Raw genomic sequence first — 23,862 nt, forward strand, 5'->3', positions numbered from 1 at the left:
AGAGGATCATGGGCACGACAACGGGAATCGCAGCGCTCGGAGAGGTGATGCAGCTGGCCTTCGTTCCCGACGATTTCGATGCTGCGGTAAAGCACTGGACCGAAACCATGGGGGCCGGCCCCTTCTTCCTGATCGAGAACATCCATCTCGACGGGATGAAATACAAGGGCGCGCCGACCGATGCGGTGTTCACTCTGGCGCTGGCCTATTGGGGCGACATCCAGATCGAACTGATACGTCCCGAGAACGACGCGCCGTCGATCTATTCGGGAGAATACGCCGCGACCGAAGGTGTGCACCACGTCTGCATCTTGGTCGATGACATTGCGAAAGCGCGCCGGGTGTGCGCCGACCAGGGCGCCGAGGTCGTGATCGAAGGCAAATTCGGGTCGAGCGAAGTGATCTATGTCGATCCCGGCCAGGGCACCGGGCACCTCGTCGAGATTTTGCAGCAGGACCCCGACGGCCCCGACCTGTTCGGCCTGATCAAACAGGCGGGGGAGAACTGGGACGGAAGCGATCCGATCAGGACGTTCGACTAGCTGTTCGCTCCGAGATACCCCAGCTGACCGGCCTTGAAGATCGTCTGCGCGCGATTGACGCTGTCGAGCTTCTCGCCCGCGCGGTGGATGTGATACCGGATCGTGGCGTGCGACCGTTCGAGGATCATGCTGATTTCCTTGTCGGTCTTGCCGATCGCCGCCCAGCGCAGGCACTCGACCTCGCGCTTTGAAAGCACGCAGTCCGACGGGATCCGGCGCTTTGTGCGGTGCGCCTGCACATAGCCCGCGACGAAGCGGCGGGTGATATGCGAGAACAGCGAGCCATACATCGCGAACTCTTCGGACAGGTCCTCCTTCTCGCGGTCCATGCTGATGAAGCTGTTCGCGGAAATCTGGCCGAACGGCAGGTGTACCGGGATGACGATCGCGGCTTTGCACAGCGAGCGCTTCTCGAAGTCGGATAGGTCGATTTCCTCGAGATAGGAATTGCGCCAGCGTGTGTTGAAGCCGTGCTGGTTGACCCAGAACGGCTCGCTTTCATAGCGGCAGGCGCGCGGCAGCGGCGAGTGGAGAGCAAGGCGATGATCTTCCCACCAGCGTGCGCCATCGTCGAGCCACCGAAAAATGTCGGCGTTGAGGATTGTACCGTCGGCATCCACCATCGGTTCTTTCGAGGAAATGTCGTCGCAGACTGCAATCTGCATTCCGCGTTCCTGCGCGATCCGGGCCAGCTCGACCGCTGCATCGTGTATGTCCTCGGGGCAGGTAATGGTTACGGATTCAAGCAGTTGATCGAGATCTTCGCGCCCCTGCGGGGTGCGCAATTCGACGACGTTAGCGCTCATGTCTGTTCCTCTCCTCCAAGGGTCTCCCGCCCGTGCGCACGCTATAGCATTCTTATCGATTCGCCTCACACTTTACGTAGGGGAATCGTCGGCTTTGGCTGGCTACGCCACAACTGTCTGAAAGGAGAATCCGGCGATGGTATGGCAGGGCGAGAATTTTGGCGTGGCGCTAAAGGCGCTTGCTGCAGCCATCGAGCCGGATCGGCCCGCGCTGGTCCACGGGACGCGTATCGTCAGTTGGTCCGATCTTGATGCGCAGACCGACAGCATTGCCGCTGCGCTGCGGAAGCGGGGTCTCGAACCAGGCGACATTGCCGGACAGATGCTGCGCAACACTCCCGACTACATTCTCGCCTATTTCGGGTGCATCAAGGCCGGGGTCGTCCCGGTCAACGTAAACTACCACTACAAGCAGCGCGAGCTTGCCGACATCGTCGAGCGGTTCGGCTTGAAAGCGCTCTTCACCGAAAGCGATTTCATCGATGTCGCGCGAGATGCGATGCCCGAGCGCGCGCTGACGATCGACATGGGCGGGGACAGTTGGGCCGAGATGTGTCGCACAGCACTGCCAGAGGGGTTTGCAGTGCACGGCGACCGCGAGGCCCTGTTCCTGACGGCGACCGGCGGCACCACCGGCATGCCCAAGGCGGTGATGTGGCCGATGGGCCAGGCGTGGCAGGCGTTCAGCATATCCATTTGGCAGCGGGGTATCGGTGAGCCGCCTTTCGTGGCGGAGTCGCTCGAGGACCAGGTCGCGCGGGCGGCGGAGATCGGCCCCGACCATCCCTTGTCGATATCGCCGCTGCTGCTGCTCAGCCCGCTAATGCACGGGGCGGGGCAGTTCACCGCCGTGATCCACCTGCTCAAGGGCGGGACGCTCGCGCTGTTGCCGCACGAGAAGTTCGATGCCGATATCGCGCTCGACGAGGTCAAGCGAATCGGCGCGCGAGGCCTGTTCATCGTTGGAGACGCCTTCGCCTTGCCGCTCGCGGAGCGCCTCGATGCGCGCGGCGACAGCGCCGAAGCGCTCGCCAGCCTGCGGACGATCACCAGTTCGGGTGCGGTCTTTTCGGAAAGCAACAAGAACCGCCTGATCGGTCACCACCCGTCGCTGGTCGTCATCGATGCGCTCGGATCGAGCGAGAGTTCGGGTACCGGGATCGTCATCACCACCGCTGCCGGATCGACCGGAGGCGGAAAATTCCAGGCGCTTCCGGGGCGCGAGACAAAACTGTTCGACGAGCACCTGAACGAGGTGAAACCCGGGAGCGACGGTGTCGGCATTGTCGCGCGGACAGGGCCGCTGCCGCTCGGCTATCTCGGCGAGGACGAAAAGAACGCGCAGACCTTCCCGGAAATCGACGGCAAGCGCTGGCTGATGACCGGCGACCGTGCGCGCTGGTCACCTGACGGCACGCTCGAATTCATCGGCCGCGACAACATGTGCATCAACACCGGGGGCGAGAAGGTCTTCCCGGAGGAAGTCGAAGCGGTGTTGCAGGGGCATCCGGGCGTCCACGACGTCCGCGTCGTCAGCCTGCCCGACGAACGCTTCGGGAGGAAGGTCGTCGCGGTGGTCCAGACCGAAGGCTGCGCGCCCGATGCGCTCGAATCCGCGCTCGACGGCAGGGCGCGCGAGGAGCTGGCGGGCTACAAGATCCCGCGCCTCTACGTCTTCACCGACGAGTCGCTGCGGCTCAACAACGGGAAGCCTGACTACAAGACCGCGCAGCGGCTTGCGGATGCGGCAGCCGATTAGCCCGATCCCGGCCTGGGCACTTTTCTGTCAGCGATCGATCGGGCTTTGTCCACTCTGCGCGGTTTTATGGTTTGACGTCCGTGGTCGTATGCTCGTTGGACCTGACCGTGGTTGGACTAAGTTCGTTGTACACGTGGACAACAGCGCGCAATTCCTCGTCAAAGTCGGTCCCGAGGAGTGGGCGCCTGTCAGGCAGAGGGTCGTCGGCGCGCCTGAAATCGTCGGCCAGACTCGGATCGTCGAGGTCGATCGTTTCTTCATACTCCATGGTCGACCGACCTTCCGGGCGCACGCGCTTGGACGGGAAAAAGGCGATGAATTCATCGCGATCATTATCGTTCTTGACGCTATGGACCTCTGCGCTGTTGCCGTTGGTCCAGAAGAACACCTTGTCCATTACGCGATCGCGCTCATAAAGCGCCGCCTTCACGTAAACGAGTAAGTTGTGCTCTACTTCAAAATCCGTGAACTCCACAGTGAATTTCAGCCTGAGTGCGTTCGGTGTACTACGGCCAAGCGTCACTCGTCCTTGAACTGTTGCCATGAATTCCCCCTGCTTTTGGCACTTATTCTCATCCAAGCCTATCACACATGGCTTGGCGACCGAAAGGGGAGGGCGTTCATTTATCGAGGTTTTAGTCGAATTCAGCGCCTACAGGCGAGCTGATCACCGGCTCAGATTACAGAACCAAGCGGAGCGCCGTGAGATCGGGCGGATAGTCAAACAGCCCGATCCGCCTTGTCTTTCTCGTTCGTGCCCTTGATCATCGCGCGCATTTGCTCCCACTCGGCATCGCCGAGGCCTTGCAGCGTCGCCCAGAAGGTCCCGCCATTGGCCTGGTAGCCTGCGCCGTCGATCGCGATTGTCTGGCCGTTCACATATTCCGCGCCCGGCCCCATCAGGAAGGTTGCGAGGTTGACCAGCTCGTGCATCTCGCCTGCGCGGCCCATCGGATTGCCGCCGCCCTGCGAGTTGCCGCCCGACCCGCCGGGATTGAGCCGCGCGCTCATCCCTTTGGTCGGAAACAGCCCCGGCGCGATCGCGTTGAAACGCATGTTGTAGCGGCCCCATTCGACCGCGAGGCTCTGGGTCATGGTGTTGATCGCGCTTTTCGACATGGCGCTGGGCACCACGAAGGCCGATCCGTTCCACACCCAGGTGGTCAGGATCGAGACGAAGTTGCAGCGCCCGCCCTCGGCCTTGATGCGCTTGCCGACATCGAGCGTGACGTAAAACGTGCCGCGCATCACGATATCGGCGATGGCGTTGAAACCGTTGATCGAGAGGTCCTCGGTACGGCTGATGAAGTTGCCCGCCGCGTTGTTGACGACGCCTGTCAGCGCGCCGCCATCGGCCCATATCGTGTCGAGCATTTCATGGATCGCTTCGGCATCGCGGATGTCGCAGGCGACCCCTACGACCTTGCCGCCGTGCTTTTCCATTAGCTCAGCCGCGGTCTCGTCGAGCTTGTTCTGCCGCCGGCCGCAGATGTAAACCGTGGCTCCCAGCTTGAGGAAACCCTGGGTCATCTCCTTGCCGAGCCCTGTGCCGCCGCCGGTTACGAGGATGCGTTCGCCCTCCATCAGCCCGTCGCGGAACATCAGTTTCGATACATCCATGATCTCAGTCTCCTAAGTGTGTTCAGAGACCGAGGACGGTCTTCGCGATGATGTTCTTCTGCACTTCGTCCGACCCGCCGAAGATCGTCGCGGCGCGGTTGTTGAGGTAGCGGCCCATCGCGGTCTGCGCGAGCTCGCTACCGACGGGTTCGGGTGCCTCGTTGCCGTAAAGTGGGCGTTCGAGCGGCAGTTGCAGCGCGTCGGGGCCGAGCAGTTCGAGCCGCAGCGTGTCGACCTCCTGCCCGATATTGGCGCCGAGCAGTTTGACCAGCGAGGTCTGCGGTCCGGGCGCGCGCCCCTTGGCGAGCTCGGCGAGGATGCGCAATTCGGTGACCTCGAGCGCTTCGGCTTCGAGCCGTGCGCGGGCCAGCCGGTCGCGGAACCGCGGATCGTGCGCCATCGCGCCGTTGACCCCCGATGGTTGCGTCTCGGCGAGTTCCTGCAATTTGTCGATGCTCTGGATCAGGCGCGGGGCGAAGCACGATCCGCCGCGCTCGTTCTCGAGCAGAAACTTGGCGATCGTCCAGCCTGCGCCCTCCTCGCCGATGCGGTTTTCGACCGGGGTGCGGGCATCGCTCAAGAACACCGCGTTCACCTCGTGATCGCCCGACATCGAATGGATCGGAGTAACCTCGATCCCCTCCTGGTCCATCGGCAGCAGCAGGAAGCTGATACCGGCTTGCTTCTTGACCGTCGGATCGGTGCGCACCAGCGCGAAGATCCAGTTGGCGTGGTGCGCGTGGGTGGTCCAGATCTTCGACCCGTTGACGACATATTCGTCGCCTTCGATTGTCGCTGAGGTCTTGAGCGAGGCGAGGTCGCTACCCGAACCCGGTTCAGAATAGCCCTGGCACCAGTAATCCTCGCCCGAGAGGATGCGCGGCAGGAAGCGGGCCTTTTGTTCGGGCGTACCGAATTCGCAGATCACCGGGCCGACCAGGCGCAGGCCGAGGATCGCCAGCGCGGGCGCTCCTGCCAGAGCGCATTCCTTTTCGAAGATGAATTTCTGCGTCGGGGTCCAGCCCGTGCCGCCATCTTCCTTGGGCCAGTGCGGGGCGACCCAGCCTTTTTCATAGAGGATGCGGTGCCACTCCATCCCGATATCGGGCTCGACAAACACGCCGGGCGTGCGGCGCGCTCCGTCGCGCAGATGCTGCGGCAGCTTCTCCGCCAGGAAAGTGCGCACCTCTTCGCGGAAAGCGAGGTCCTCGGGTGAAAAGTTCATATCCATGGCTGCGTCCCTCTAGCCATCATCGCGCATCGCCCAGCCAATAGAGCGGCGCAGCAGGTCGTAGTAAACATCGTAGTTCCAAGCGCACATTTCCTTGTGCGGGTAGAAATCCTGCATTCCGGGCAGGTCGTAATGCCCACGGCAATGGCCGAGCGTATTGTAGACGATGCGTCCCTTGCCGATGTCGCGGGTGTAAAGGATCGGCACGGTCGTCTTGTCCCACTGTTCGGCGACGAAACCGGTTGCCTCGCCTTCGAAGGTGGTCTGCATCAGCGTGTCGATTGCGGCGGTGGTGTTCGACAGGTAAAGCTCGTCGACCACTTCGAAATCGTCGATCCCCTTTGTGAGTTCGTGAGTCTTGTTGACCACTTCGACAGGGAAGGGGCCGATCGGCGGGTGCGCCTTGAACTGGGTGCCGAGCATTTCCATCACATCGGGCCGATCGTTCGGTGCATCGACGAGCCCGTCTTCGGTGAAGACGAGGATGGAGTTGGTGCCGTGCAGCGCGATCCATTTCCCGCCTGCTTCGAGCCAGGCGCGAAGCTGCTTCGCTTGTTCCTCGGTCGGCATCAGGTCGCAGGTGTAGGTGACAAGGAAGCGGCATTGGTCGAGCCGTTCGAGCCCCGAGTAGTCGCAGGCAACCGTCGTGCGGATATGCGGATGCTCGGCAAGCAGCTTGAGCACCTCAAGCCGCGGATAGTCGATATCGTGATACTTCCCCGCGGCGACGAAGTGCGCGTCGATCCGGGTCGCCGGCTGCGTTGTTGTCTTCTGGCCCATGCTAGCTCCTTATCGACCCGCCGCCGTCGACGGTAAAATCGCACCCGGTGGTGAAACTCGCATCGTCGCTGGCGAAAAACACCACTGCCTTGGCGACCTCTTCTGGCTCGCCGATGCGGTTCATCGGGTGGGTGGCGGCGAAATCGCGTTCGATATTCTCCGGCTCGTCTGCGCCGGAATACTTGTAGCGCTCGTACATCGGCGTGCGGATCGCGCCGGGGTGGACCATGTTTGCCCGGATCGGCAGCCCGCGTTCGGCGCAGTCGAGCGCGACCGAGCGGGTAAGGCCGAGCAGCCCGGCCTTCGAGGCGCTATAGGCGGCGACGAAGGACGCCGCGCGGATCGCAATCATCGAACCGATATTGACGATGGCGCAGTTCTCTCCGCTCTCTTCCATCGCCGGGATCGCCGCGCGCATACCGTACATCGGCCCGTTGAGGTTGATGTCGATCGTGCGCTCCCAGGTGTCGAGCGTGCCGTCGACCACATTGCCGGGTTCGGAGATTCCGGCGATGTTGCACAGCACGGTGAGCTTGCCGAACCGGTCCTGCGCCGCCTTCACCGCCTCATGCCACCGGTCGAGATTCCGCACGTCGAGTTCGAAGGCTTCGGCGTTATCGCCCAGTTCCTCCGCGAGCGCTTTGGCCTTGTCGATCTGGACGTCGCACAGCAGGACCTTGCCGCCCTCTTCGACGATCATCCGCCCGACCGTGGCCCCGATCCCTTCGGCGCCGCCGGTGACCAGCGCGACCTTGCCCTCCATCTTCTTGGCCATCTTCCCCCTCTAGCGCTCCAGAATTGCGACTGCCGAAAGGCCCGGCGCACCATAGACATGCGAGTATCCCGTTTTCGGGCCGTTGCCGTCCGCACCCGGCACTTGCCGCTCGCCGGCGCGTCCGCGCAGTTGTTCGACGTTCTCGTAGACTTGCCGTAGCCCCGAGGCGCCGATCGGCTCCCCGCAGGCGAGGCAGCCGCCATCGGTGTTGATCGGCAGCTTGCCGCCGCGCTCGGACCAGCCGTTGGCGAGCCATTCTTCCTGCTCGCCATCCTTGCAGAAGCCGTTCTCGGCCATGTGCATGATTTCCGCCCCGCTTTCGGTGTCCTGCAGCTGCGCGACATCGATATCCTCGGGGCCGATCCCGGCGCCTTCGAACGCGGCTTTCGAAGCGAGCACCGTGGGCTTGCCGCCTTCCTTCACGCTCACTCCCGGCTGAAACACCTCGAAGCTGTCGGGCGGGCGGGTTTTCACCGCGATGTGCGCGATCTTGACCCCGTCCGCGCCCAACTCCTTCATCTTCTTCTCGCTCGCGAGGATCAGCGCCACGCCGCCTTCCGCCGGAGCGCAGAACATGAACTTTGTGAGCGGATCGTTGATCATCGGCGCGTTCATGATTGTCTCGAGATCGATCTCGGACCGCCGCCAGGCATGGGGGGTCACCGCGCCGTTGCGGAATGCCTTCTCCGCCACCCGCCCGAGCGTTTCGCGGCTGATGCCGTGGAGCTGCATGTAGCGCTGGATCTTGAGCGCGAAGAACTGCGTGGTCAGCATCATTCCGGTCTGGCCGTACCAGTCGGGCAGGCCATAGTCCGAAGGCTTGGCGTTGAACGCGCCGCGCGGGTGCTTGTCGAAACCGACCGCGAGAGCGAGGTCGTACATTCCGCTGGCAATCGCCTGCTGCGCTGCGACCAGCGAGCTGCCGCCGGTGGCGCAGCCATTGGCGACATTGGTGAAGGGCAGGCTGGTGAGGCCGAGCTCGTTGACCATGATGTCGGCATTGCCCGCCGCGGCCGATCCGCCATAGGCGCATTCGATGTCGGGCCATTCGAGGCCTGCGTCCTTCAGCGCTTCGCGCACCGCGAAAACGCCTTGCTCGCGGCCCGAGCGTCCTTCGGTCCTACCGAACGGGTGGATCCCCGCGCCGATGATGTAGACGGGCTCGGTCATGCGGCTTGCTCCTGTGCCGCGCGCAGCGGACGAAAGGCGAAAGTGTCGTAAGTGTCGTTGAACGGCACGATGCAGAATTTCATCGGCATGTTCAGTTCGAGATCTTCGAGATCAGCGCCGACGATCCGGCTCTCGACGATGACTTCGCCGGGCAGCTCGACATAGCCTAGCAGGAACGGCACGAAATCGGGCGGGCCTTGCTCGGGGCCGGAGCCAGGGCCTTCATAGGGCTCCTTGGGCAGGAAGCCCTGCGTTGTCCATGACCACAGCCTGCCGTGGCGCGAAAGCTTGTACGGCTCAACCCCTTCGGCGGCGTCCCCGACCGGCATCGGAAATACGATCTCGCCCGACGGCAGCTTGCCGCCCATCAGATGCGGTTCGGGATCGTCGCTCCACAGGTTCGGGTCGATCTTCTGGCCCATCGCGTTTCTTCCCTTTGGTCCTCTCAAGCCGCCCGTGAATATTCGGCCAGCGCGGTGTCGGTGTCGCCGAACAGCCGTGCGAGAACCATCACGCGCTTCATCGCATGGCCGATCGCCAGCTCGTCGGTGATCCCCATCCCGCCATGCATCTGGACGGCCTCGCGCGCGATCGCGTCGACGTTCTCGCCGATGAAGGCCTTCGCCCCCGCTATGGCGCGCTGCCATTCCGCACTGTCGGCCCGGTCGGCCAGTGCGGCGCGATAAAGCATCGAGCGGCATTGCTCGATCTTGGCATAGGCTTCGACGAGGCGGTGCTGGAGCGCCTGAAAGCTGCCGATCGCAACGCCGAACTGCTCGCGCTCTTTCACATAGGCGAGCGTGTCGTCGAGGAGCCGCTGGCCCAGCCCCACCATCTCGGCGGCGGCGTAAAGACGCGCCTCGCTTACGATTTCCGCCAGCTGCTTCGGCGAGAGGTCGAGCTTTATGCTCGCGGCGGCTCGGGTCAGCTTGACCTCGCCCGCAATGCTGCCGTCGGTCAGGCGATAGGCTCGCACTTCGACACCATCGGAATCTTTCGGGAGGAGGAAACAGGCGGTTTCGCCATCGGATTCGGCAGTGACGATCAGCAGGTCGGCGAGCAGCGCGCCCATCACGAAGGTCTTTTCGCCGGTGAGCCGGAAGCTGTCGCCGCTCGCCTCGGCTTTCACCCCTTTGGCTTCGATGCTGTATCGCTGCGCCCGCTCGGCCCAGGCCAGCGTCGCAATCTGCTCGCCCGAAAGCACGCTCTCGAGTGCGTCGGTCGCGCCACCGCGATCGAGCAGGAGCGCGGGCAATATTCCGTTCTCGAGCAGCGGATCGGGCGCGTTCGCCGTTCCGATGGCCTCGGAGATCAAAGCCAGGTCGACTGGCGAGCCGCCTATGCCACCCGCATCCTCGCTCGCCGCCAGCGCGATCAGGCCGAGCTCGGCCAGTTGCGACCAGCGTTCGCGGTGGTAACCGGCAGGCGAAAGCCGCAATTTTCGCCGTGCCTCGACGTCGACCGGCGCGGCGAAACGCTCGACGCTCGACCGGAACATTTCCTGTTCTTCGGAAAGATCGAAATTCATGCCCTGCGCCTCATGCCTTGCGCGTGAAGGTGATCGGCAGGCGGGTGACCCCGCGCAGCAGGATATTGGGGAGAATCCGAATCCCGTCTTCGTCGGCGATTGCGAAGTTGTCGAGCCGCTCGAGCAATTCGTCGAACGCGACCAGCATCTCCTTGCGCGACAGCATGTTGCCCACGCACATATGCGGCCCCTTGCCGAAGGCCAGGTGTGCCCGCGCATTGCTGCGCTCGATATCGAACGTGTCGGGGTTTTCGAACTTCTTCGGGTCGCGGTTGGCGGCGGCATAGCGCAGCTGCACCACGGTTCCGGCGGGCATGGAAACGCCGCCTAGTTCGGTGTCCTGCTTTACGATCCGCCACATGCCTGCGGTCGGCGTTTCGTAGCGCAGCGCCTCCTCGATCATGTTCATGATCAGCTTGGGATCGCGCCCGCCTGCCGCAGCCTTGGCCTTCTCCATCTGATCGGGATTGCGGATCAGCTGAAGCAGGCACCCGGCGATGGTCGAGGTCGTGGTCTCGTTCCCCGCGACCATGAACTGCTGCATGATCGACATGATCTCGGGGTCGGTAAGGGGTGTCTCGCCCTCGACCCGCGCTTCGACAAGGTCGGTGAGCAGGTCGTCGCCGCCATTGGCACGGCGATCGTCGATCTTCGACTTCATGTATTTCTGGTATTCGACGAAGGACCGCGCACATTCGAGCTTGCGCTCGCGGTCGACCATCTGGCTGAACCGGTCGACGGCTGCATCGGACCAGTATTTGACCTGTTTCGGATCGTTATCGAGCCCGATCTGCTGGGCGATCATCGCGACAGGCAAGGGGATCGCGAATTCCTCGACGAACTCGGCCTCGCCCTTTTCCGCCATCGCTTCGATCAGCTCGATCGACTTGGCGCGCATGTCGGCTTCGATGGCGTTCACTCGAGGTGCGGAAAAAGCGAGGTTCACCAGCTTGCGGTTGCGGGTGTGGACCGGATGGTCGGCTGTCAGCAACGTCTGTTCGTCGGGCCAGCCTTCGGCCAGGATCGCCTGGATTTCCTCGTCTTCCTCTCGCCCCATCAACGAACTGAAATCGTTGGAGAAGATTTCAGGTTTGGTGGTCGCCTCGCTGCACAGGTCGTAGCTGTAGACGACATAGGTGTTCATCTCGGGCAGGTGCTCGATTGCAATCCCGGCATCGTGGACCGCCCGATAGTAATCGAACGGGTCGACCAGCGTTTCGGGGGCGAATACGTTACCCTCGGGCTTGTTCATGACGTGCGGCTCCGATCCCTCTCAATCTCGCGATGAGACTAGCCCCAGGCAGCGCGCCGATGCGATGCGCGAATGTGTTAGGGCCGAGACCCCGGATGGCTCAGGCGCCCGCGAACTCGCGCTGGAATTCCCCCATGTCGAAATAGTCGCGCCAGGCCGTGATCAGGCCATCGGCGCCGATCTCGAAAGTTCCCATCACCCGCAGAGCGGCGCTGCGCCCGTCCTTCATTGCGAAGCCATCGGTTCGCTCGGTGAGGACGGTGTTGCCGTTCGCAGCGATGGCGTGGATATCCCAGTCGCATGTCGCGACGCCGACCATGAAGCCCGCCACCGCCTCGCGCATGGCGGCTTTACCTTCGATCGGGTCCATCGGAATGTTGTGCCACACCACCTCTTCGGCACACATCGCATACATCGCTTCCATATCGCCGCTGTTCCAGTGGCCGATGAAGGTTTCGACGGTTTCGGTCGGGGTCATGGTTGCTCTCCTGAGGTGTAGCGCAGCGCGTTGGCGATGAGTGTCCGCACATGGCGGTTGGCATAGGTATCGGGGCCGTCGCCGAATTGGAGGTAAACCAGCGGCGCGTTTTCGGCGCGGGTTTCCCATGCGATGAAGTCCGATCCGTGCGGGTGGTCCCAGCCCTCGCGGCTGAACATCTCGCCGGCGACGGCATTGGCCGCCGAGTAGAAATTGTCGCGTTCGAAAGCGAACCCTTCGGCGCGGATCAGCGGGGTGATCGCGTGTTCGTCGATCGGGTAGAGATACAGCTCGTCCGTGACTTCGAAACTCTCGGGAACGCCGCGAATCACCGGATGATCGGAGACGACCCGTGCGGTGTATTCGACGTCGTGGCGGTATCCGGAGTCGGGCCCATGCGCGCCGGGCTGATAGTGGAACTGCCCGCCAAGCCACTCGTGCCATTGCGGCCACTCGGCCCAGCCCGCGATAGCATGGTGCATCGTCACCGCGCCCTTGCCCGAGGCGAACCGTCGGCGGAGCGCTTGCCTGTATCCGTCCGATGGCGGGCGCGAAGTCACCTTGCCTTCGCCGAAGGTGTATCCCGCCATATCGTAGAACAGCAGCGCATCGGCTTGGTCCGCTGCACCTCCCACCACCTCTTGTTCGGCCTCGGGGTGGACGAGATGGGTGACGTCCCATTTTTCCCGGGCCAAATCGCCCAGTGCGTGGATCAACTCGTCGAACGGTTCGGCCTCGTAGGGGTGGCCACCCGAAAGGACGAGCAGGCTTCGCGTCATGCGATCTTGAGAATCATCTTGCCGTCATTCGTCCCGGCGAACAGCCGCATGAAACTGTCGAAGGCGTTTTCCAGGCCCTCGTCGACATGCTCGTCGATGGTGAGCTTTCCGGCGGCGGCCCATTCGCCCATCTTGGCCGCGCCTTCGCCGAAGCGCTCGACGTAATCGGCGACCAGCAGGCCGCGTATCGAGGCGCGCTTGACGATCAGCTGCCACAGATTACGCGCGCCGCGCGGTTCGGTGTTGTATTCGCTGATCAGGCCGCACAGTCCGACGCGGGCATGGAGATTGAGGTTCATGAGCCCGGCATCGAGGATGATCCCGCCGACATTTTCGAAGATCACATCGACCCCGTCCGGTGCAGCTTCGGCGATCGCTTCGGTGAGCGCGGCTTCGTCCTTCCCCTTGTAGTCGATGCTCGCGTCGAAGCCGTATTTGCCGGTCAGCCGCGCGCATTTCTCGGGCCCGCCGGCGATTCCGACTGCGCGGCAGCCGTGGATCTTCGCAAGCTGGCCGACCAGCGATCCGACCGCTCCCGCTGCGCCGCTGATAAGCACGGTGTCGCCTTCCTTGGGCTCGCACACTTCGAGGAAGCCGAAATAGGCGGTCATGCCCACGGCTCCGAAGATCGAAAGATAGTTGGTGACGCTCGGCACCATCGCCGGGTCGATCGGCTGGGTGAACCCGCCCGAGACTCCGAGCGAATAGTCCTCCAGCGCGTTGAGCCCCATCACCCATTGGCCTTTCTCGAAGTCCTCCGCGCGGCTTTCCTCGACGACGCCGATCGTCGAGGCGCGCACCGGATCGCCGAGCGGGATCGGCGGCATGTAATTGCCCTCCGCATCCATCCATCCGCGCATCGCCGGATCGAGCGAGGCGTAGTGGTTGCGGATTAGGAACTGCCCCTCTGCAAGCTCGGGGGCCGGTTCGGTGACAAGCTCGAAATCCTCGCGCACCGGCTCGCCATCGGGGCGACGCTGGAGGAGGAAGCGCCGGTTATCGGGCATGGGAATTCCTTTATCTAGGTGTCAGGCCGCGACGAGTTTCACCGGGATCGCGCTTTGCAGCGCCTGCCCCGTTATCGGATCGTAATCGATCTCGTCGCTGGTCAGCCGGTTGGTCGAAGAGCCGCGCTCGCGCACATCCTCTTTCGAGGCATCGGCATCGCCATAGGCATGCGCCATCGAGACGAGACCGCGCCGCACCCGGTCGCTCGCCTTCACCACACCGTGGATCGTCGCGTGCGGCGAGGTGATCTCGACGATCCCGCCTTCCTCGAGGCCCATTTCCGCGATGTCGTCGGGATGGATATAGGCCGGGTTGGTGGTGGTCTTTTCCTGCAGCTTCTCGAGTGGGTGGCCGATCGAGTTGAACCGCGTCTTGGACCGGCGGCTGATCAGCTTGAACTCGTACCCCGCGCGCTTCGCCGGATTGTCGGCATAGCGCAGCAATTCGGCGGGCATCGCTCCCGCGTTGAGATCGAACCGATGGAACTCGCTCTCTTCGGCAGCCTCGACCGTGGGGTGCTTGTCTTCGTAAACCACTGCGGCACCGCCCGCCGCCTGCGCATCCTTGCGCACCTGGCTCGGCGCGACGAGACAGCCCGCCGTCATCAGGTCGAGGAATTCCTCCTTCGAGGGCTTTCGATCCATCGGCAGCGGGCCGCCCGCGAGTTGCATCGTCACGCCGAGGTGCTTCGCAAGCGTCCAGAACATCTCGTATTCGTCGATCACATCGCCCGGAGGAGTCGCGAGCGCCTCGACGTACCGGGCGTAGGGCGTTTCGTGCCACCATTCGGACAGGTTGGTGATGTCTTCGCGTTCGAGGCATTGCGATGGCGCGAGCACGACATCGGCGCGCTTGGCACTGGCGCTCATCCACGGGTCGATCTGCACATACATGTCGAGATCGTCGAGCGCGCGGACCATCTTCTCCTGGTTGGGGAAGCCCACCACCGGATTGCCGCCGACCGAGATCAGCACCCGCACCTGGCCCTCGCCCGGTGTGAGGATTTCGTCGGCGAGCACGTTGCACGGCATCTCGAAGCCCAATTGGCCGAGCCCGCGAAAGCGCGATTTCGCCATGCCTTCGGCGCCGAACATCGGCATCGGCGGGGCGACTTGCGCGCGGCGCGGGCCGTTAGTGTTGGTGAAGACGCCGGGGATCGCGGCTTTCTCGCCTTCCTGCTTGAAGCGTGCGCATACGGTGTTGAGGCAGGTGACCAGATATTCGGTCAGAGTGCCGTTGCCCGCCATTTCAGGGCCGGTTCCGGTGACCGCGCAACCCTTCGATCCGCCTGCGAACATCCGTGCGGCGGCGACCAGCTGGTCTGTCTCGACGCCAGCACGCTCGGCTGCGACAGCGGGAGTGAAGGGCTGAATCGCCTCGACCAGCTCGTCGAACCCGTCGACATGCGCGGCGACGAAATTGCGGTCGTAGAGCTCTTCGTTGATGATGACGTTGAGCATGCCCGCAAGCAGCGCGGGGTCCTCGCCTGGTTTTACCGGCAGGTAGATATCGGCGAGCCGAGCGACATCGCTTTCGCGCGGATCGGCGACGATCACCTTCATCCCGCGCTCCTTGGCATCGCGGATGCGGCGCGACGGGCTGAACGGCGGGACCCCGCCCGGCGGCGAATAGTGCGACACGATCGGGTTGTTGCCGACCAGCAGCGCGACATCGCTTTCGGAGAAGGTGTTGGTCCCGCCCATCCACTTGCCATACCGCATGGTGGTGAAGACCTTGGCCGGCTGGTCGAGCGTGACCGAGGTGTAGAAATTGCGCGATCCGATCGCCTGGGCGAAGCTGAGCGAGGCGGCCATTGCGGCGCTGTTCTGGAATCCGCCCGATCCCATGAATACCGCGACCGAATGCGGGCCGTGCTCGTCGATCACGCGGCGGATTTCCTTGGCCACATGCGCCAGCGCCTCGGGCATTGGCGTTTCCCGGAACTCGCCGTTCGCGTCGCGCACGAGGCTGTGGTGCAGCCGGTGTTCGGCGTTGTGCGAATCCGGCAGTTCGCGACCCTTGAGGCAGGTATAGCCCCCGAACGCCGGGTCTTCGGGATCGCCGCGGACTTCGAGGACCTTGCGGCCCGCTTCGCTCACTTCGACATCGACCTCCATCGCGCAGTTCGCATGGCAGAAGCGGCAGAACGTCTTGTGTGTCTCTACACCCATCGAATGTCTCCTTGCTGCCAGACTACCACAGCGCCCGAAGCCTTCGACTGACACTTTTGTCCGTGGAGGTGCTGCGGCGCGGCTCGCATTAGGGAAGCGAAGGATCAGGAGGCTGACATGACGACCACTCGCCAATGGCTATTGAACGGGCATCCGCGCGGACGCGGGATCGAGGACGGCGATTTCAAACTGGTCGAGACCGACCTGCCCGCTCCCGGCGAGGGCGAGATGCTGCTCAAGACGCACTATCTCGGCTTCGACCCGGCGCAGAAGGGCTGGATGGAGAACATCGCCGATTACGTCGCACCGATGAACATCGGCGATGTGATGCGCGGCAGCGGGATCTGCGAAGTGGTCGAAAGCAAGGGCGGCAAATTCGCAGTCGGCGATCTCGTGTTCGGGACGACCGGCTGGACCGAATTCCTCGTGCACGACGGCGAGGGGCTGACCAAGGTCGATACCGAGCTGTCGCCCACCGCCGTGCTTTCGGTGCTCGGCACAACCGGACTCACCGCCTATTGCGGGTTGTTCAAGGTCGGCAAGCCGGTTGCAGGCGATACCGTGCTGGTTTCGGGCGCTGCGGGCGCGACCGGATCGGTCGTGGGTCAGCTTGCCAAGATCGCCGGCTGCCGCGCCGTGGGCATCGCGGGCGGACCTGAGAAGTGCAAGTGGTTGGTCGAAGAAGCCGGTTACGACGCCGCGATCGATTACAAGGCGGACAACGTGAAAGGCCAGATCAGGGAGCATTGCCCGCGCGGGGTCGACGTAATTTACGACAATGTCGGCGGGTCGATCCTCAACGACATGCTCGCCAATATCGCCACCGGGGCGCGGGTCGTAATCTGCGGCGGGATCAGCCGATACGAGACCGGCAGCCTGCCCGCAGGACCCGAGAACTACTTCAACCTCGTCTTCCGGCGCGGGACGATGGCGGGATTCATCGTTCTCGACTGGGCCGGCGAGTTTCCCGGCATCCGCAAGCGGCTGGAAGCATTCGTTCAGGATGGCCGCCTGAAATATCAGGAGGATATCCAGGAGGGATTCGAGAACGCGCCCGAGACCTTGCAGCGGCTCTTCACCGGCAAGAACCGCGGAAAGCAGATGCTGAAGTTGTGACTGTCCTTCGCATCCGCATCTGCAGATGCGTCCTCGGGGCAGCTCCTTCGCTTCGCTAAGGTGCCCCTGCGGGGCGGGGGGGCGCTCTTGCGGCCAGCATTGTGGCCTTTCGCTTTTCAGTCCGGCAGGTCGTCGGGCGAATTTACGTTGAGCAACGGCGGGTCGAATGCGATCTGACGCGCCTCGATGCGTTCGGCGAATCCGTAAAGCGACCGGCCCCCATCCTCCAGGAATTCGGCGAGACTTCCCCCAACAGCAACGGGCCAGAGACCGATAACCGGCTGGCTCTGGACGATCGCTGCACTCTCTCCCGACAGCGTATCGGCGAGGTCCGGCGGCAAGTTGGGGACATCGCAGCCGGCGCTCAGAACATGGGTGAACCCGTTCGCGGCTGCATGGCTCAGCGCGGCGTTCAATCCGCCGAGCGGCCCCAGTCCCGCCTCCGGAAGGTCGGAGACGCACTCGAAACCTTCCTCCTCGCGCCCGCACACTACGATGGCATCGCACTGCACGCTGAGATGGTCGTAGACGAGGTCGATCAGCCGGAAACCGTTGTAGCGCGCATGCGCCTTGTCGCTGCCGAAGCGGCGCGATTGCCCTCCGGCCAGAATGGCGCCGAGGATATTCAGTCGAAGGCCTCGGTGGCCTGTCCTTCGGCGTTGTAGACCGGCCCTTCGGCATCGACGCGGTATTTCTTGCTGGCCGCTGCAGTGAGGCCGAATTGGCCGATGTGGTCGCGCATCCCGGCATAGGCATCGTTGGCGAAGTGGTGCGCGAGCGCCTCTTCGCTCTCCCATTCCTCAAACACGTTGACGCGCGCGGGATTGTTGCCGTCGGCGCTCCAGTCGTAGGCGATGCAGCCATCCTGGGCGAGCGCAGCGTCGATATGCGGCTTGGCGCTCGTCAGCGCCTCTTCGCGCTGGGCGGGATCGAGGTCGATCTGCGCGGCGATAACGATCTTGGCCATCGGATTATCCCTCCTGCGGATTGTATTCGGCGACGATCCCGAACTTTCGGTGGGTGAACACCCACTCGCCGTCGATCTTCGCCAGCTCGTCTTCGTAGAGGCCGCCCACGACGCGGGTGGTACCATCCTTCATGTGCAGGATTTCCTGCGTCTGGACGCGGGACGTGGCGGTGTCTCCGGTGACTTCGATCATGCACGGTACGCCGTGGAAACTGACCGCTTCGATCCCGCTCATCGCCTGCTCCCAGAAACCGACGATCGCGTCCCTGCCTTCGAACGTCTGGCCGAAGAAGTCCCAGGTCGCGTCTTCTGCCCACACGCTCCCCCATGTCGCAGAATTCTTGCGCACGACGCCATCGGCATAGGTGCCACTGAGCTCGGCGATCGCCTGACGATCTTCGGCGGGTCCTCTGAACATGTCTTGCCTCTCCCTTGCTGTGCCTACGCCTATCCAAGAGCAGGGGCGGTGGAACAATGGACACTTTTGTGAAGGGCGAACCGACCGGCGGGTGGCTAGGGTGTCCAAAAGCAGATCAGGAGAGAACCAATGGGCCAGTTGGAAGGCAAGACCGCAGTCGTTCTCGGCGCGGCGTCGAAAGACAATATCGGGCAAACGATCGCACGGCTTTTTGCCAAGGAAGGCGCGACCGTGATGGTCGCGGGGCGGCACGAGGATGTGCTGGCCGATCTCGCGAAGGAAATCGGAGGACATCACGCGCTGTGTGACATTACCAGTCATGCGCAAGTCCATGCGCTTGCCGACACAGCGACAAAGGAAATGGGCCGGGTCGATGCTGCCATCAACTGCACAGGATGGGGGCTGCTTTCGAACCTGCTCGAGACCACCGAAGAGCAGCTCGACCAGATGTGCGACCTGCAGTTCAAGGGGGTGCACCACTTCCTGCAGGCTTTCGTCAAAGCGATGAGCGAGCAGGACCCGACCGGAGGTTCGATCATCTCGCTGTCATCGGCCACCACGCGTGCGCTGATAAACAATCACGCCGCCTATATCGGCTCGAAACGCGCGAACGAGGCGATGATCGAATGCGTCGCCAATGATTTCGGGCATCTGGGGATCAAGGCGAATACCGTGTCGCCTGCCTTTACCGAGAGCCCTATGACCGAAGGCGCATTCGCCACGCCGGGCCTCGTCGATGCGTTCCTGCCGCGCTATCCGCTCGGGCGGCTCAACACGTCCGAGGATGTCGCGCAGGCCTGCCTGTGGCTGTGCACCGACAACGCTTTCGTCACCGGCCAGCATCTCCAGCCCAATGGCGGGCTGACACTGCGGGGGAACCCTCAGGCGAGGGATATCGAGGCGGCGGTGGGAGCTGCCATGGCAAAGCAGGCAGAGAATTAACCCGCGCTAAAACTGCGCGGTCCCGCCATCGACGCTGATCATCGCGCCGGTGATCCCCGCGCCCTCCTTGCTCGCAAGCAACAGCGCAACCGCAGCGATTTCCTCGACCGTATTGGGCCGCTTGATCGCCGATTCCTGCGCGAACATCGTGATCATCTCGTCGAACTCCATCCCCATCGCCTTCGCGGTGGCGGGGCCGTTGTTCTTGATGATGTCGGTGACGACAAGGCCCGGGCAGATCGAATTGACGGTGACCCCTGCTTCGCCGACTTCGCGCGCGAGCGATTTGGTGATGCCGTTCACTGCATGCTTGGCGGCGGTGTAGGCAGTGAACACCGGCTTGCCGTGCTTGCCCTCCATCGAGCTCATGTTGATGATCCGCCCGTTGCCTTTCTCCAGCATCGGCGGCAGCGCGCGGCGAGTCGCCCAGAAGGTCGAATAGACATTCCACTTCATCGCCTCGTCGAATGCTTCGTCGGACAGCTGCACCAGCGGTTGGAGATCGCCCGCCCCGCCTGCATTGTTGACAAGGATGTCGAGCGTGCCGAAATTTTCCACGACCTTGTCGACGAAGCCCTCCACGTCGTCCTGGTTCATCACATCGCCCGCCACGAACATCGCGCGGTCGCCCACTGCGAGTTCGTCCAGCACTTTCGCACCCTTTTCAGGGTTGCGCGCGAACAGCGCGACCTTGGCCCCTTCGGCGAGAAACGCTTCCGCGATTCCGCGTCCCAGTCCTGCCGTTCCCCCGGTGATTGCCGCGATCTTGCCTTCCAGTTTCATGGCTCTTCTCCCTTGGCCACTTGCCTAGCGCCCGAACCGCACGCGCACACCTTGCTAAAATGACGAATTGCAGCAGGCGTCCGCTGCGGGTCTTGTCGGCAGCATGAGCGATGTAGACGTGGTTATCTTGGGTTGCGGCCCGGCGGGCATGACGGCAGCACTTTCCGCGCACGAAGCGGGCGCAAAGGTTGCGCTGATCGAGCGGTTCGACCGGATCGGCGGGACCGGTGCGGTATCGGGCGGGGTGATCTGGGTCGCGGATAACCCACGCCAGCGCGCCGCCGGGATGAGCGACAGCCGCGAAGAGGCACTCGCCTATTTCCGCGCGCTCGACCACGGCGATCTCGTCGATGAAACCTTGGAGGCCTTTGTCGACAATGGGCCGGAAGCGCTGGGGTTTCTCGAAGATGCAGGCGCGCTCAAGGTCGCGTTGCTCGAGGGGTATCCCGACTATTACCTCGACAGGCCGGGCGCGAAGCCGGAGGGTGGCCGCGCGCTCGACCATGACCTGTTCTCGCTGAACGAGCTGGGCGATTGGGCGGGGCGCATCACCGCGATCGAAGAGCCCAAGCCGATGATGCTGCGCGAAACGCCCTTGGGCGGGGGCAGCGGCGTGGTGCCGCCCGAGGAACTGCAACGCCGCATGGCAAACGCCGAACGCGGGTTCGGTCAGGCAATGGTCGGGCGGCTGCTCAAGGCGTGCCTCGATCGCGGGATCGAACCGGTATGCAATGTCGAGACAAAGCGGCTGTTGCGCGAAGACGGGCGTGTCACGGGGATCGAAGGGACCCGCGATGGCAAACCATTCAGTCTCTCCGCGCGCAGCGGGGTGATAATCTCGACCGGCGGTTTCGAATGGGACGAGGACAAGCGCCAGACCTTCCTGCGCGGACCGATGGATGCACCGGCAAGCCCGCCGACCGCGCGCGGCGAGGGCCTCAGCCTTGCGATGGAAAGCGGTGCCAAGCTCGGCAACATGACGCAGGGCTGGTGGGCGCCGACTCTGGTCGTGCCCGATGCGCCATGGCCGACCGGAGAGGACAAGGCGCTGCCTGTGCTGATCGAGCGCACCGTGCCGCATTCGCTGATGGTCAACCGTGCGGGCAAGCGCTTCTGCAACGAAGCGGCGAATTATTCCGCGCTTGCTGGCGCGTTCCACCAGTTCGATCCGCAGACCTACGATTATCCCAACCTGCCCGCGTGGCTGGTGTTCGATGCAAACTACGTCGAACGCTATCCGATCGGATCGCGCTTGCCGGGGCAGCCGGTGCCCGAGTGGGTTGCGCGGGCCGATACGCTCGACGAGCTGGCCGGAAGAATCGGCGTTCCTGGCGAAGCGCTCGTAGCAACAATCGAGCGCTTCAACGCGCATGCCGATGCGGGGCACGATCCCGATTTCGAGCGCGGCACGTCGTCCTATGACCATTTCTACGGCGACCGCTCTCGCGAGGGCACGGCAGTAACGCTCGGCAAGGTCGAGCGAGGACCGTTTTACGCGGTCGAGATTCGCATGGGCCTGCTCGGCACAAATGGCGGCGCGCGCACCGACGGGCAGGCGCGCATACTCGGCCACGATGGCGAGCCGATTCCCGGGCTCTATGGAGCGGGTAACGCCATCGCCTGCCCGACGGGCGGCATTTACGCCGGCGCGGGCGGGACGCTCGGTCCGGCGCTGACGTTCGGATACATAGCGGGGCGCAGCGCAGCGCGAGCGAACGCCTGACGCGCTTTCAGCCTTCGACAAGCGGATCCATATAATCGCGGTAATAGGCCAGCTGGCCGTTCGCGACCTTGTAGATGCCGCATCCGCCGCGCGAGCCTTCGGGCGAGTGCATCGTCCAGCGCGCCCAGCAGGCGTGGTCGTCGCCGCAGATCTCGTCGACGGTGAAGTGGATTTTCCGCTCGCTCATTTCCTTGACCATCGTGGTCATGAAACCGAGGATCGCCTCGCGGCCCGTATAGGTGCCCCACACCGGGTCCTCGACCACCGCGTCTTCGGCGAATAGCGGGGCGAGTTTGGTGTAGTCGCCTTCGTCCTGGACCCGCCAGAATTGCTCGATCACGCGTTGTGCTTCGCCGGACATGGCTCTCTCCTCAATTGACGGCTCGGTCCTTGCCTTCCCAAAAGGGCGCGCGCAGTTCGCGGCGCAGGATCTTGCCCGAAGGGTTGCGAGGCAATGCCTCGATGAAGTCGACCGACTTGGGGCATTTGTATCCGGCGATGTGCTCGCGCGCATGGGCGATGACGTCGGCCTCGCTCAGTTCCTCACCCGCCTTCACGACGACGCAGGCCTTCACCTCTTCGCCCCATTTCTCGGAGGGGATGCCGATCACCGCGACATCGGCGACCTTGGGGTGGGCGTAGATCGCGTTCTCGACTTCGGCCGGATAGACGTTTTCGCCGCCGGAGATGATCATGTCCTTCACCCGGTCGTGGATGTAGAGATAGCCGTCCTCGTCGAGATACCCGGCATCTCCGGTGCGCAACCATCCTTCGGTGTCGATAGTCTCGGCGGTGGCGTCCGGATTGTTGAAATAGCCCCGCATGTTCTTGGATGACCGGGTTGCGATCTCTCCCACCGTGCCGACCGGCACTTCCTCGCCGGCTTCGTCGATGATCTTGATCTCGACCCCCGCCATCGGCTTGCCGACGCTGCGCATCCTCGGCGAGCCTTCGGGCACGTGGTCCTCGGGATCGAGCGCGACGATGGTGCCGCTCGTCTCGGTCATGCCGTACATCTGCACGAAGCCGCAGCCCAGCACCTCCATGGCCTGTTTCATCAGCTCGAGCGGGATCGGCGAGGCACCATAGGTGACATATTTCAGGCGGCTGAAATCGACCTCCTTTGCCCGCGGATGGTTGAGCAGGATCTGGAGCGCCGCCGGTACAAGGAAAATCTTCGAGATGTTGTAATTCTCGATTAGGTCCAGCGCCTTGGTCGGATCATATTCGGGCAGGACGATGGAATTGGTTCCGGCGACCATGGTTCCGATACCCGTCCCGGTGCCGCTGATGTGAAAGCACGGCATGGCGAGCAGCGTCACATCGCCCGGCACCGGCCTTTGCCATTCGCGCATCTCCGCCTCGTGCGCGGGATCGCGGCTGGACAGGATCGAGCGATGGGTCGTCACGGCACCCTTCGGCTTGCCGGTGGTGCCCGACGTGTAGAGTTGCAGGGCGTCGTCATCGAGCCCGACATCGACAAGCACGGGATTTGCCGCAAACCCGTCGCGCCAGATGCGATAGTCGGTGCCCGCATAGTCGGGTGCGTCGATGCCGATCACATGCTCGACCTTCGGGATCTGCCCGCGGACCTTTTCGATCATGTCGGCGAATCCCTCGCCGATGAAGACGATCCGCGCAGCGCAATTGTCGAGCACATAGGCGATTTCCGGCGCTGCAAGCCGCCAGTTCACCGGGGTCATAACCGCGCCGATCTTGGCCGCGCCAAGCAGTGCTTCGAAATAGAGCGGATGGTTCTTGCCGAGAAAGGCAACCCGGTCGCCCTTGGCGATCCCGAGCGCGGTCAGGGCATGGGCGACCCGGTTGCTGCCTTCGTTGAGCTCGGCAAAGGTGATGACTTCCTCGCCATAGGTGAAGGCAGGTGTGTCGCCCTGGAGCCGCGCGTGTTCGCGCACGAGATCGCAAAAGGTTGCCGCTTCGGTCATTGTGTCCTGTCCCATGATGGTGACGCTACGCCGGATGGCAGTGCGAACCATTGGCATATTTCATAGCG

Annotated in this window: 25 protein-coding genes; 5 read left to right on the forward strand and 20 right to left on the reverse strand. The window is 63.3% G+C overall.

Going from position 1 to position 23,862, the window contains the following annotated elements; all coding sequences use genetic code 11:
* Positions 1–8: 8 nt before the first annotated feature.
* Entirely contained in the window at positions 9–542 is a 534-nt protein-coding gene (locus ACI5KX_RS02255) for a VOC family protein (RefSeq protein ID WP_406809055.1), read from the forward strand.
* On the opposite strand, the gene ACI5KX_RS02260 is transcribed toward ACI5KX_RS02255, so the two are convergent.
* Positions 539–1,348, reverse strand: a complete 810-nt coding sequence (locus ACI5KX_RS02260) for a LuxR C-terminal-related transcriptional regulator (protein WP_406809056.1) — start codon at positions 1,346–1,348, stop codon at positions 539–541. The two genes, ACI5KX_RS02255 and ACI5KX_RS02260, sit on opposite strands and share 4 nt — an antisense overlap.
* Positions 1,349–1,484: 136 nt before the next feature.
* On the opposite strand from ACI5KX_RS02260, the gene ACI5KX_RS02265 reads away from it, so the two are divergent.
* A complete protein-coding gene (locus tag ACI5KX_RS02265) occupies positions 1,485–3,107 on the forward strand; it encodes an AMP-binding protein (RefSeq protein WP_406809057.1) in 1,623 nt (540 codons plus the stop codon).
* Between the two features lie 64 nt (positions 3,108–3,171).
* Here ACI5KX_RS02265 and ACI5KX_RS02270 read toward each other — a convergent pair whose 3' ends face one another.
* The 13 genes from ACI5KX_RS02270 to ACI5KX_RS02330 all read right to left on the reverse strand — a co-directional run bounded on the left by ACI5KX_RS02270 (position 3,172) and on the right by ACI5KX_RS02330 (position 15,899).
* Positions 3,172–3,651, reverse strand: coding sequence for a hypothetical protein (locus tag ACI5KX_RS02270; RefSeq protein WP_406809058.1), 480 nt, complete (start codon positions 3,649–3,651; stop codon positions 3,172–3,174).
* A 176-nt stretch (positions 3,652–3,827) separates the two neighbouring features.
* Entirely contained in the window at positions 3,828–4,727 is a 900-nt protein-coding gene (locus ACI5KX_RS02275; RefSeq protein WP_406809059.1) for an SDR family oxidoreductase, read from the reverse strand.
* A gap of 22 nt (positions 4,728–4,749) precedes the next feature.
* The gene (locus ACI5KX_RS02280) at positions 4,750–5,958 is read right to left on the reverse strand and encodes an acyl-CoA dehydrogenase family protein (RefSeq protein WP_406809060.1); all 1,209 of its coding nucleotides are present in this window, start codon (positions 5,956–5,958) and stop codon (positions 4,750–4,752) included.
* 12 nt (positions 5,959–5,970) lie between these two features.
* A complete protein-coding gene (locus ACI5KX_RS02285) occupies positions 5,971–6,738 on the reverse strand; it encodes a ThuA domain-containing protein (RefSeq protein ID WP_406809061.1) in 768 nt (255 codons plus the stop codon).
* A gap of 1 nt (position 6,739) precedes the next feature.
* The gene (locus tag ACI5KX_RS02290) at positions 6,740–7,513 is read right to left on the reverse strand and encodes an SDR family NAD(P)-dependent oxidoreductase (protein ID WP_406809062.1); all 774 of its coding nucleotides are present in this window, start codon (positions 7,511–7,513) and stop codon (positions 6,740–6,742) included.
* A gap of 9 nt (positions 7,514–7,522) precedes the next feature.
* On the reverse strand, positions 7,523–8,683 hold the full coding sequence (locus ACI5KX_RS02295) for a thiolase family protein (protein WP_406809063.1): 1,161 nt from the start codon (positions 8,681–8,683) through the stop codon (positions 7,523–7,525).
* Entirely contained in the window at positions 8,680–9,105 is a 426-nt protein-coding gene (locus ACI5KX_RS02300) for a Zn-ribbon domain-containing OB-fold protein (RefSeq protein WP_406809064.1), read from the reverse strand. The genes ACI5KX_RS02295 and ACI5KX_RS02300 overlap by 4 nt, the downstream gene beginning before the upstream one ends.
* Positions 9,106–9,128: 23 nt before the next feature.
* A complete protein-coding gene (locus ACI5KX_RS02305) occupies positions 9,129–10,211 on the reverse strand; it encodes an acyl-CoA dehydrogenase family protein (protein ID WP_406809065.1) in 1,083 nt (360 codons plus the stop codon).
* Between the two features lie 10 nt (positions 10,212–10,221).
* Complete coding sequence (locus tag ACI5KX_RS02310; protein WP_406809066.1) at positions 10,222–11,463, reverse strand: cytochrome P450; 1,242 nt, start codon at positions 11,461–11,463, stop codon at positions 10,222–10,224.
* Between the two features lie 100 nt (positions 11,464–11,563).
* A complete protein-coding gene (locus ACI5KX_RS02315; RefSeq protein ID WP_406809067.1) occupies positions 11,564–11,941 on the reverse strand; it encodes a nuclear transport factor 2 family protein in 378 nt (125 codons plus the stop codon).
* Positions 11,938–12,720: a ThuA domain-containing protein gene (locus ACI5KX_RS02320; RefSeq protein ID WP_406809068.1), complete on the reverse strand. Its 783-nt coding sequence runs from the start codon at positions 12,718–12,720 to the stop codon at positions 11,938–11,940. Before ACI5KX_RS02320 ends, ACI5KX_RS02315 begins: the two co-directional genes overlap by 4 nt.
* Entirely contained in the window at positions 12,717–13,727 is a 1,011-nt protein-coding gene (locus ACI5KX_RS02325; RefSeq protein WP_406809069.1) for an NADP-dependent oxidoreductase, read from the reverse strand. Before ACI5KX_RS02325 ends, ACI5KX_RS02320 begins: the two co-directional genes overlap by 4 nt.
* 21 nt (positions 13,728–13,748) lie before the next feature.
* On the reverse strand, positions 13,749–15,899 hold the full coding sequence (locus ACI5KX_RS02330) for a molybdopterin-dependent oxidoreductase (protein ID WP_406809070.1): 2,151 nt from the start codon (positions 15,897–15,899) through the stop codon (positions 13,749–13,751).
* A gap of 117 nt (positions 15,900–16,016) precedes the next feature.
* On the opposite strand from ACI5KX_RS02330, the gene ACI5KX_RS02335 reads away from it, so the two are divergent.
* Positions 16,017–17,015 (forward strand): NADP-dependent oxidoreductase, encoded by a 999-nt coding sequence (locus ACI5KX_RS02335; protein WP_406809071.1) that lies wholly within the window; start codon positions 16,017–16,019, stop codon positions 17,013–17,015.
* 116 nt (positions 17,016–17,131) lie between these two features.
* On the opposite strand, the gene ACI5KX_RS02340 is transcribed toward ACI5KX_RS02335, so the two are convergent.
* The 3 genes from ACI5KX_RS02340 to ACI5KX_RS02350 are packed head-to-tail and all read right to left on the reverse strand — an operon-like array spanning position 17,132 to position 18,400.
* Positions 17,132–17,737, reverse strand: coding sequence for a molybdenum cofactor guanylyltransferase (locus ACI5KX_RS02340; protein WP_406811302.1), 606 nt, complete (start codon positions 17,735–17,737; stop codon positions 17,132–17,134).
* Positions 17,641–17,982 carry a putative quinol monooxygenase gene (locus ACI5KX_RS02345; RefSeq protein ID WP_406809072.1) on the reverse strand — a complete coding sequence of 114 codons (342 nt, stop codon included), beginning with the start codon at positions 17,980–17,982 and terminating at the stop codon, positions 17,641–17,643. Before ACI5KX_RS02345 ends, ACI5KX_RS02340 begins: the two co-directional genes overlap by 97 nt.
* Before the next feature lie 4 nt (positions 17,983–17,986).
* A complete protein-coding gene (locus ACI5KX_RS02350; protein ID WP_406809073.1) occupies positions 17,987–18,400 on the reverse strand; it encodes a nuclear transport factor 2 family protein in 414 nt (137 codons plus the stop codon).
* Positions 18,401–18,529: 129 nt separating this feature from the next.
* Here ACI5KX_RS02350 and ACI5KX_RS02355 point away from each other — a divergent pair, with 129 nt between their 5' ends.
* Positions 18,530–19,342, forward strand: a complete 813-nt coding sequence (locus ACI5KX_RS02355; RefSeq protein WP_406809074.1) for an SDR family NAD(P)-dependent oxidoreductase — start codon at positions 18,530–18,532, stop codon at positions 19,340–19,342.
* Positions 19,343–19,348: 6 nt separating this feature from the next.
* Here the strand turns inward: ACI5KX_RS02355 and ACI5KX_RS02360 are convergent, their stop codons facing one another.
* Positions 19,349–20,125 (reverse strand): SDR family NAD(P)-dependent oxidoreductase, encoded by a 777-nt coding sequence (locus tag ACI5KX_RS02360; RefSeq protein ID WP_406809075.1) that lies wholly within the window; start codon positions 20,123–20,125, stop codon positions 19,349–19,351.
* A gap of 103 nt (positions 20,126–20,228) precedes the next feature.
* Between ACI5KX_RS02360 and ACI5KX_RS02365 the strand changes: the two genes are divergently transcribed.
* A complete protein-coding gene (locus tag ACI5KX_RS02365; protein ID WP_406809076.1) occupies positions 20,229–21,848 on the forward strand; it encodes an FAD-dependent oxidoreductase in 1,620 nt (539 codons plus the stop codon).
* A 7-nt stretch (positions 21,849–21,855) separates the two neighbouring features.
* Here the strand turns inward: ACI5KX_RS02365 and ACI5KX_RS02370 are convergent, their stop codons facing one another.
* Positions 21,856–22,209, reverse strand: a complete 354-nt coding sequence (locus ACI5KX_RS02370; RefSeq protein ID WP_406809077.1) for a nuclear transport factor 2 family protein — start codon at positions 22,207–22,209, stop codon at positions 21,856–21,858.
* A gap of 10 nt (positions 22,210–22,219) precedes the next feature.
* Positions 22,220–23,845 carry a fatty acid--CoA ligase gene (locus ACI5KX_RS02375; protein WP_406809078.1) on the reverse strand — a complete coding sequence of 542 codons (1,626 nt, stop codon included), beginning with the start codon at positions 23,843–23,845 and terminating at the stop codon, positions 22,220–22,222.
* Positions 23,846–23,862 lie beyond the last annotated feature (17 nt).

The sequence above is a fragment of the Erythrobacter sp. GH1-10 genome, assembly GCF_045363165.1.
GTDB lineage: Bacteria > Pseudomonadota > Alphaproteobacteria > Sphingomonadales > Sphingomonadaceae > Erythrobacter.

Excerpts from the sequence above, each read along its gene's own strand:
- ACI5KX_RS02345 (WP_406809072.1), bottom strand. The coding sequence starts at position 17,982 with ATGGCCAAGATCGTTATCGCCGCGCAGATCGACCTCGATCCCGCCCAG.
- ACI5KX_RS02270 (WP_406809058.1), bottom strand. The coding sequence starts at position 3,651 with ATGGCAACAGTTCAAGGACGAGTGACGCTTGGCCGTAGTACACCGAAC.
- ACI5KX_RS02265 (WP_406809057.1), top strand. The coding sequence starts at position 1,485 with ATGGTATGGCAGGGCGAGAATTTTGGCGTGGCGCTAAAGGCGCTTGCT.
- ACI5KX_RS02355 (WP_406809074.1), top strand. The coding sequence starts at position 18,530 with ATGGGCCAGTTGGAAGGCAAGACCGCAGTCGTTCTCGGCGCGGCGTCG.
- ACI5KX_RS02310 (WP_406809066.1), bottom strand. The coding sequence starts at position 11,463 with ATGAACAAGCCCGAGGGTAACGTATTCGCCCCCGAAACGCTGGTCGAC.
- ACI5KX_RS02350 (WP_406809073.1), bottom strand. The coding sequence starts at position 18,400 with ATGTTCAGAGGACCCGCCGAAGATCGTCAGGCGATCGCCGAGCTCAGT.
- ACI5KX_RS02320 (WP_406809068.1), bottom strand. The coding sequence starts at position 12,720 with ATGACGCGAAGCCTGCTCGTCCTTTCGGGTGGCCACCCCTACGAGGCC.
- ACI5KX_RS02295 (WP_406809063.1), bottom strand. The coding sequence starts at position 8,683 with ATGACCGAGCCCGTCTACATCATCGGCGCGGGGATCCACCCGTTCGGT.
- ACI5KX_RS02375 (WP_406809078.1), bottom strand. The coding sequence starts at position 23,845 with ATGGTTCGCACTGCCATCCGGCGTAGCGTCACCATCATGGGACAGGAC.
- ACI5KX_RS02315 (WP_406809067.1), bottom strand. The coding sequence starts at position 11,941 with ATGACCCCGACCGAAACCGTCGAAACCTTCATCGGCCACTGGAACAGC.
- ACI5KX_RS02280 (WP_406809060.1), bottom strand. The coding sequence starts at position 5,958 with ATGGATATGAACTTTTCACCCGAGGACCTCGCTTTCCGCGAAGAGGTG.
- ACI5KX_RS02260 (WP_406809056.1), bottom strand. The coding sequence starts at position 1,348 with ATGAGCGCTAACGTCGTCGAATTGCGCACCCCGCAGGGGCGCGAAGAT.
- ACI5KX_RS02370 (WP_406809077.1), bottom strand. The coding sequence starts at position 22,209 with ATGTCCGGCGAAGCACAACGCGTGATCGAGCAATTCTGGCGGGTCCAG.
- ACI5KX_RS02330 (WP_406809070.1), bottom strand. The coding sequence starts at position 15,899 with ATGGGTGTAGAGACACACAAGACGTTCTGCCGCTTCTGCCATGCGAAC.
- ACI5KX_RS02290 (WP_406809062.1), bottom strand. The coding sequence starts at position 7,513 with ATGGCCAAGAAGATGGAGGGCAAGGTCGCGCTGGTCACCGGCGGCGCC.
- ACI5KX_RS02335 (WP_406809071.1), top strand. The coding sequence starts at position 16,017 with ATGACGACCACTCGCCAATGGCTATTGAACGGGCATCCGCGCGGACGC.
- ACI5KX_RS02285 (WP_406809061.1), bottom strand. The coding sequence starts at position 6,738 with ATGGGCCAGAAGACAACAACGCAGCCGGCGACCCGGATCGACGCGCAC.
- ACI5KX_RS02365 (WP_406809076.1), top strand. The coding sequence starts at position 20,229 with ATGAGCGATGTAGACGTGGTTATCTTGGGTTGCGGCCCGGCGGGCATG.
- ACI5KX_RS02300 (WP_406809064.1), bottom strand. The coding sequence starts at position 9,105 with ATGGGCCAGAAGATCGACCCGAACCTGTGGAGCGACGATCCCGAACCG.
- ACI5KX_RS02360 (WP_406809075.1), bottom strand. The coding sequence starts at position 20,125 with ATGAAACTGGAAGGCAAGATCGCGGCAATCACCGGGGGAACGGCAGGA.
- ACI5KX_RS02305 (WP_406809065.1), bottom strand. The coding sequence starts at position 10,211 with ATGAATTTCGATCTTTCCGAAGAACAGGAAATGTTCCGGTCGAGCGTC.
- ACI5KX_RS02275 (WP_406809059.1), bottom strand. The coding sequence starts at position 4,727 with ATGGATGTATCGAAACTGATGTTCCGCGACGGGCTGATGGAGGGCGAA.
- ACI5KX_RS02325 (WP_406809069.1), bottom strand. The coding sequence starts at position 13,727 with ATGCCCGATAACCGGCGCTTCCTCCTCCAGCGTCGCCCCGATGGCGAG.
- ACI5KX_RS02255 (WP_406809055.1), top strand. The coding sequence starts at position 9 with ATGGGCACGACAACGGGAATCGCAGCGCTCGGAGAGGTGATGCAGCTG.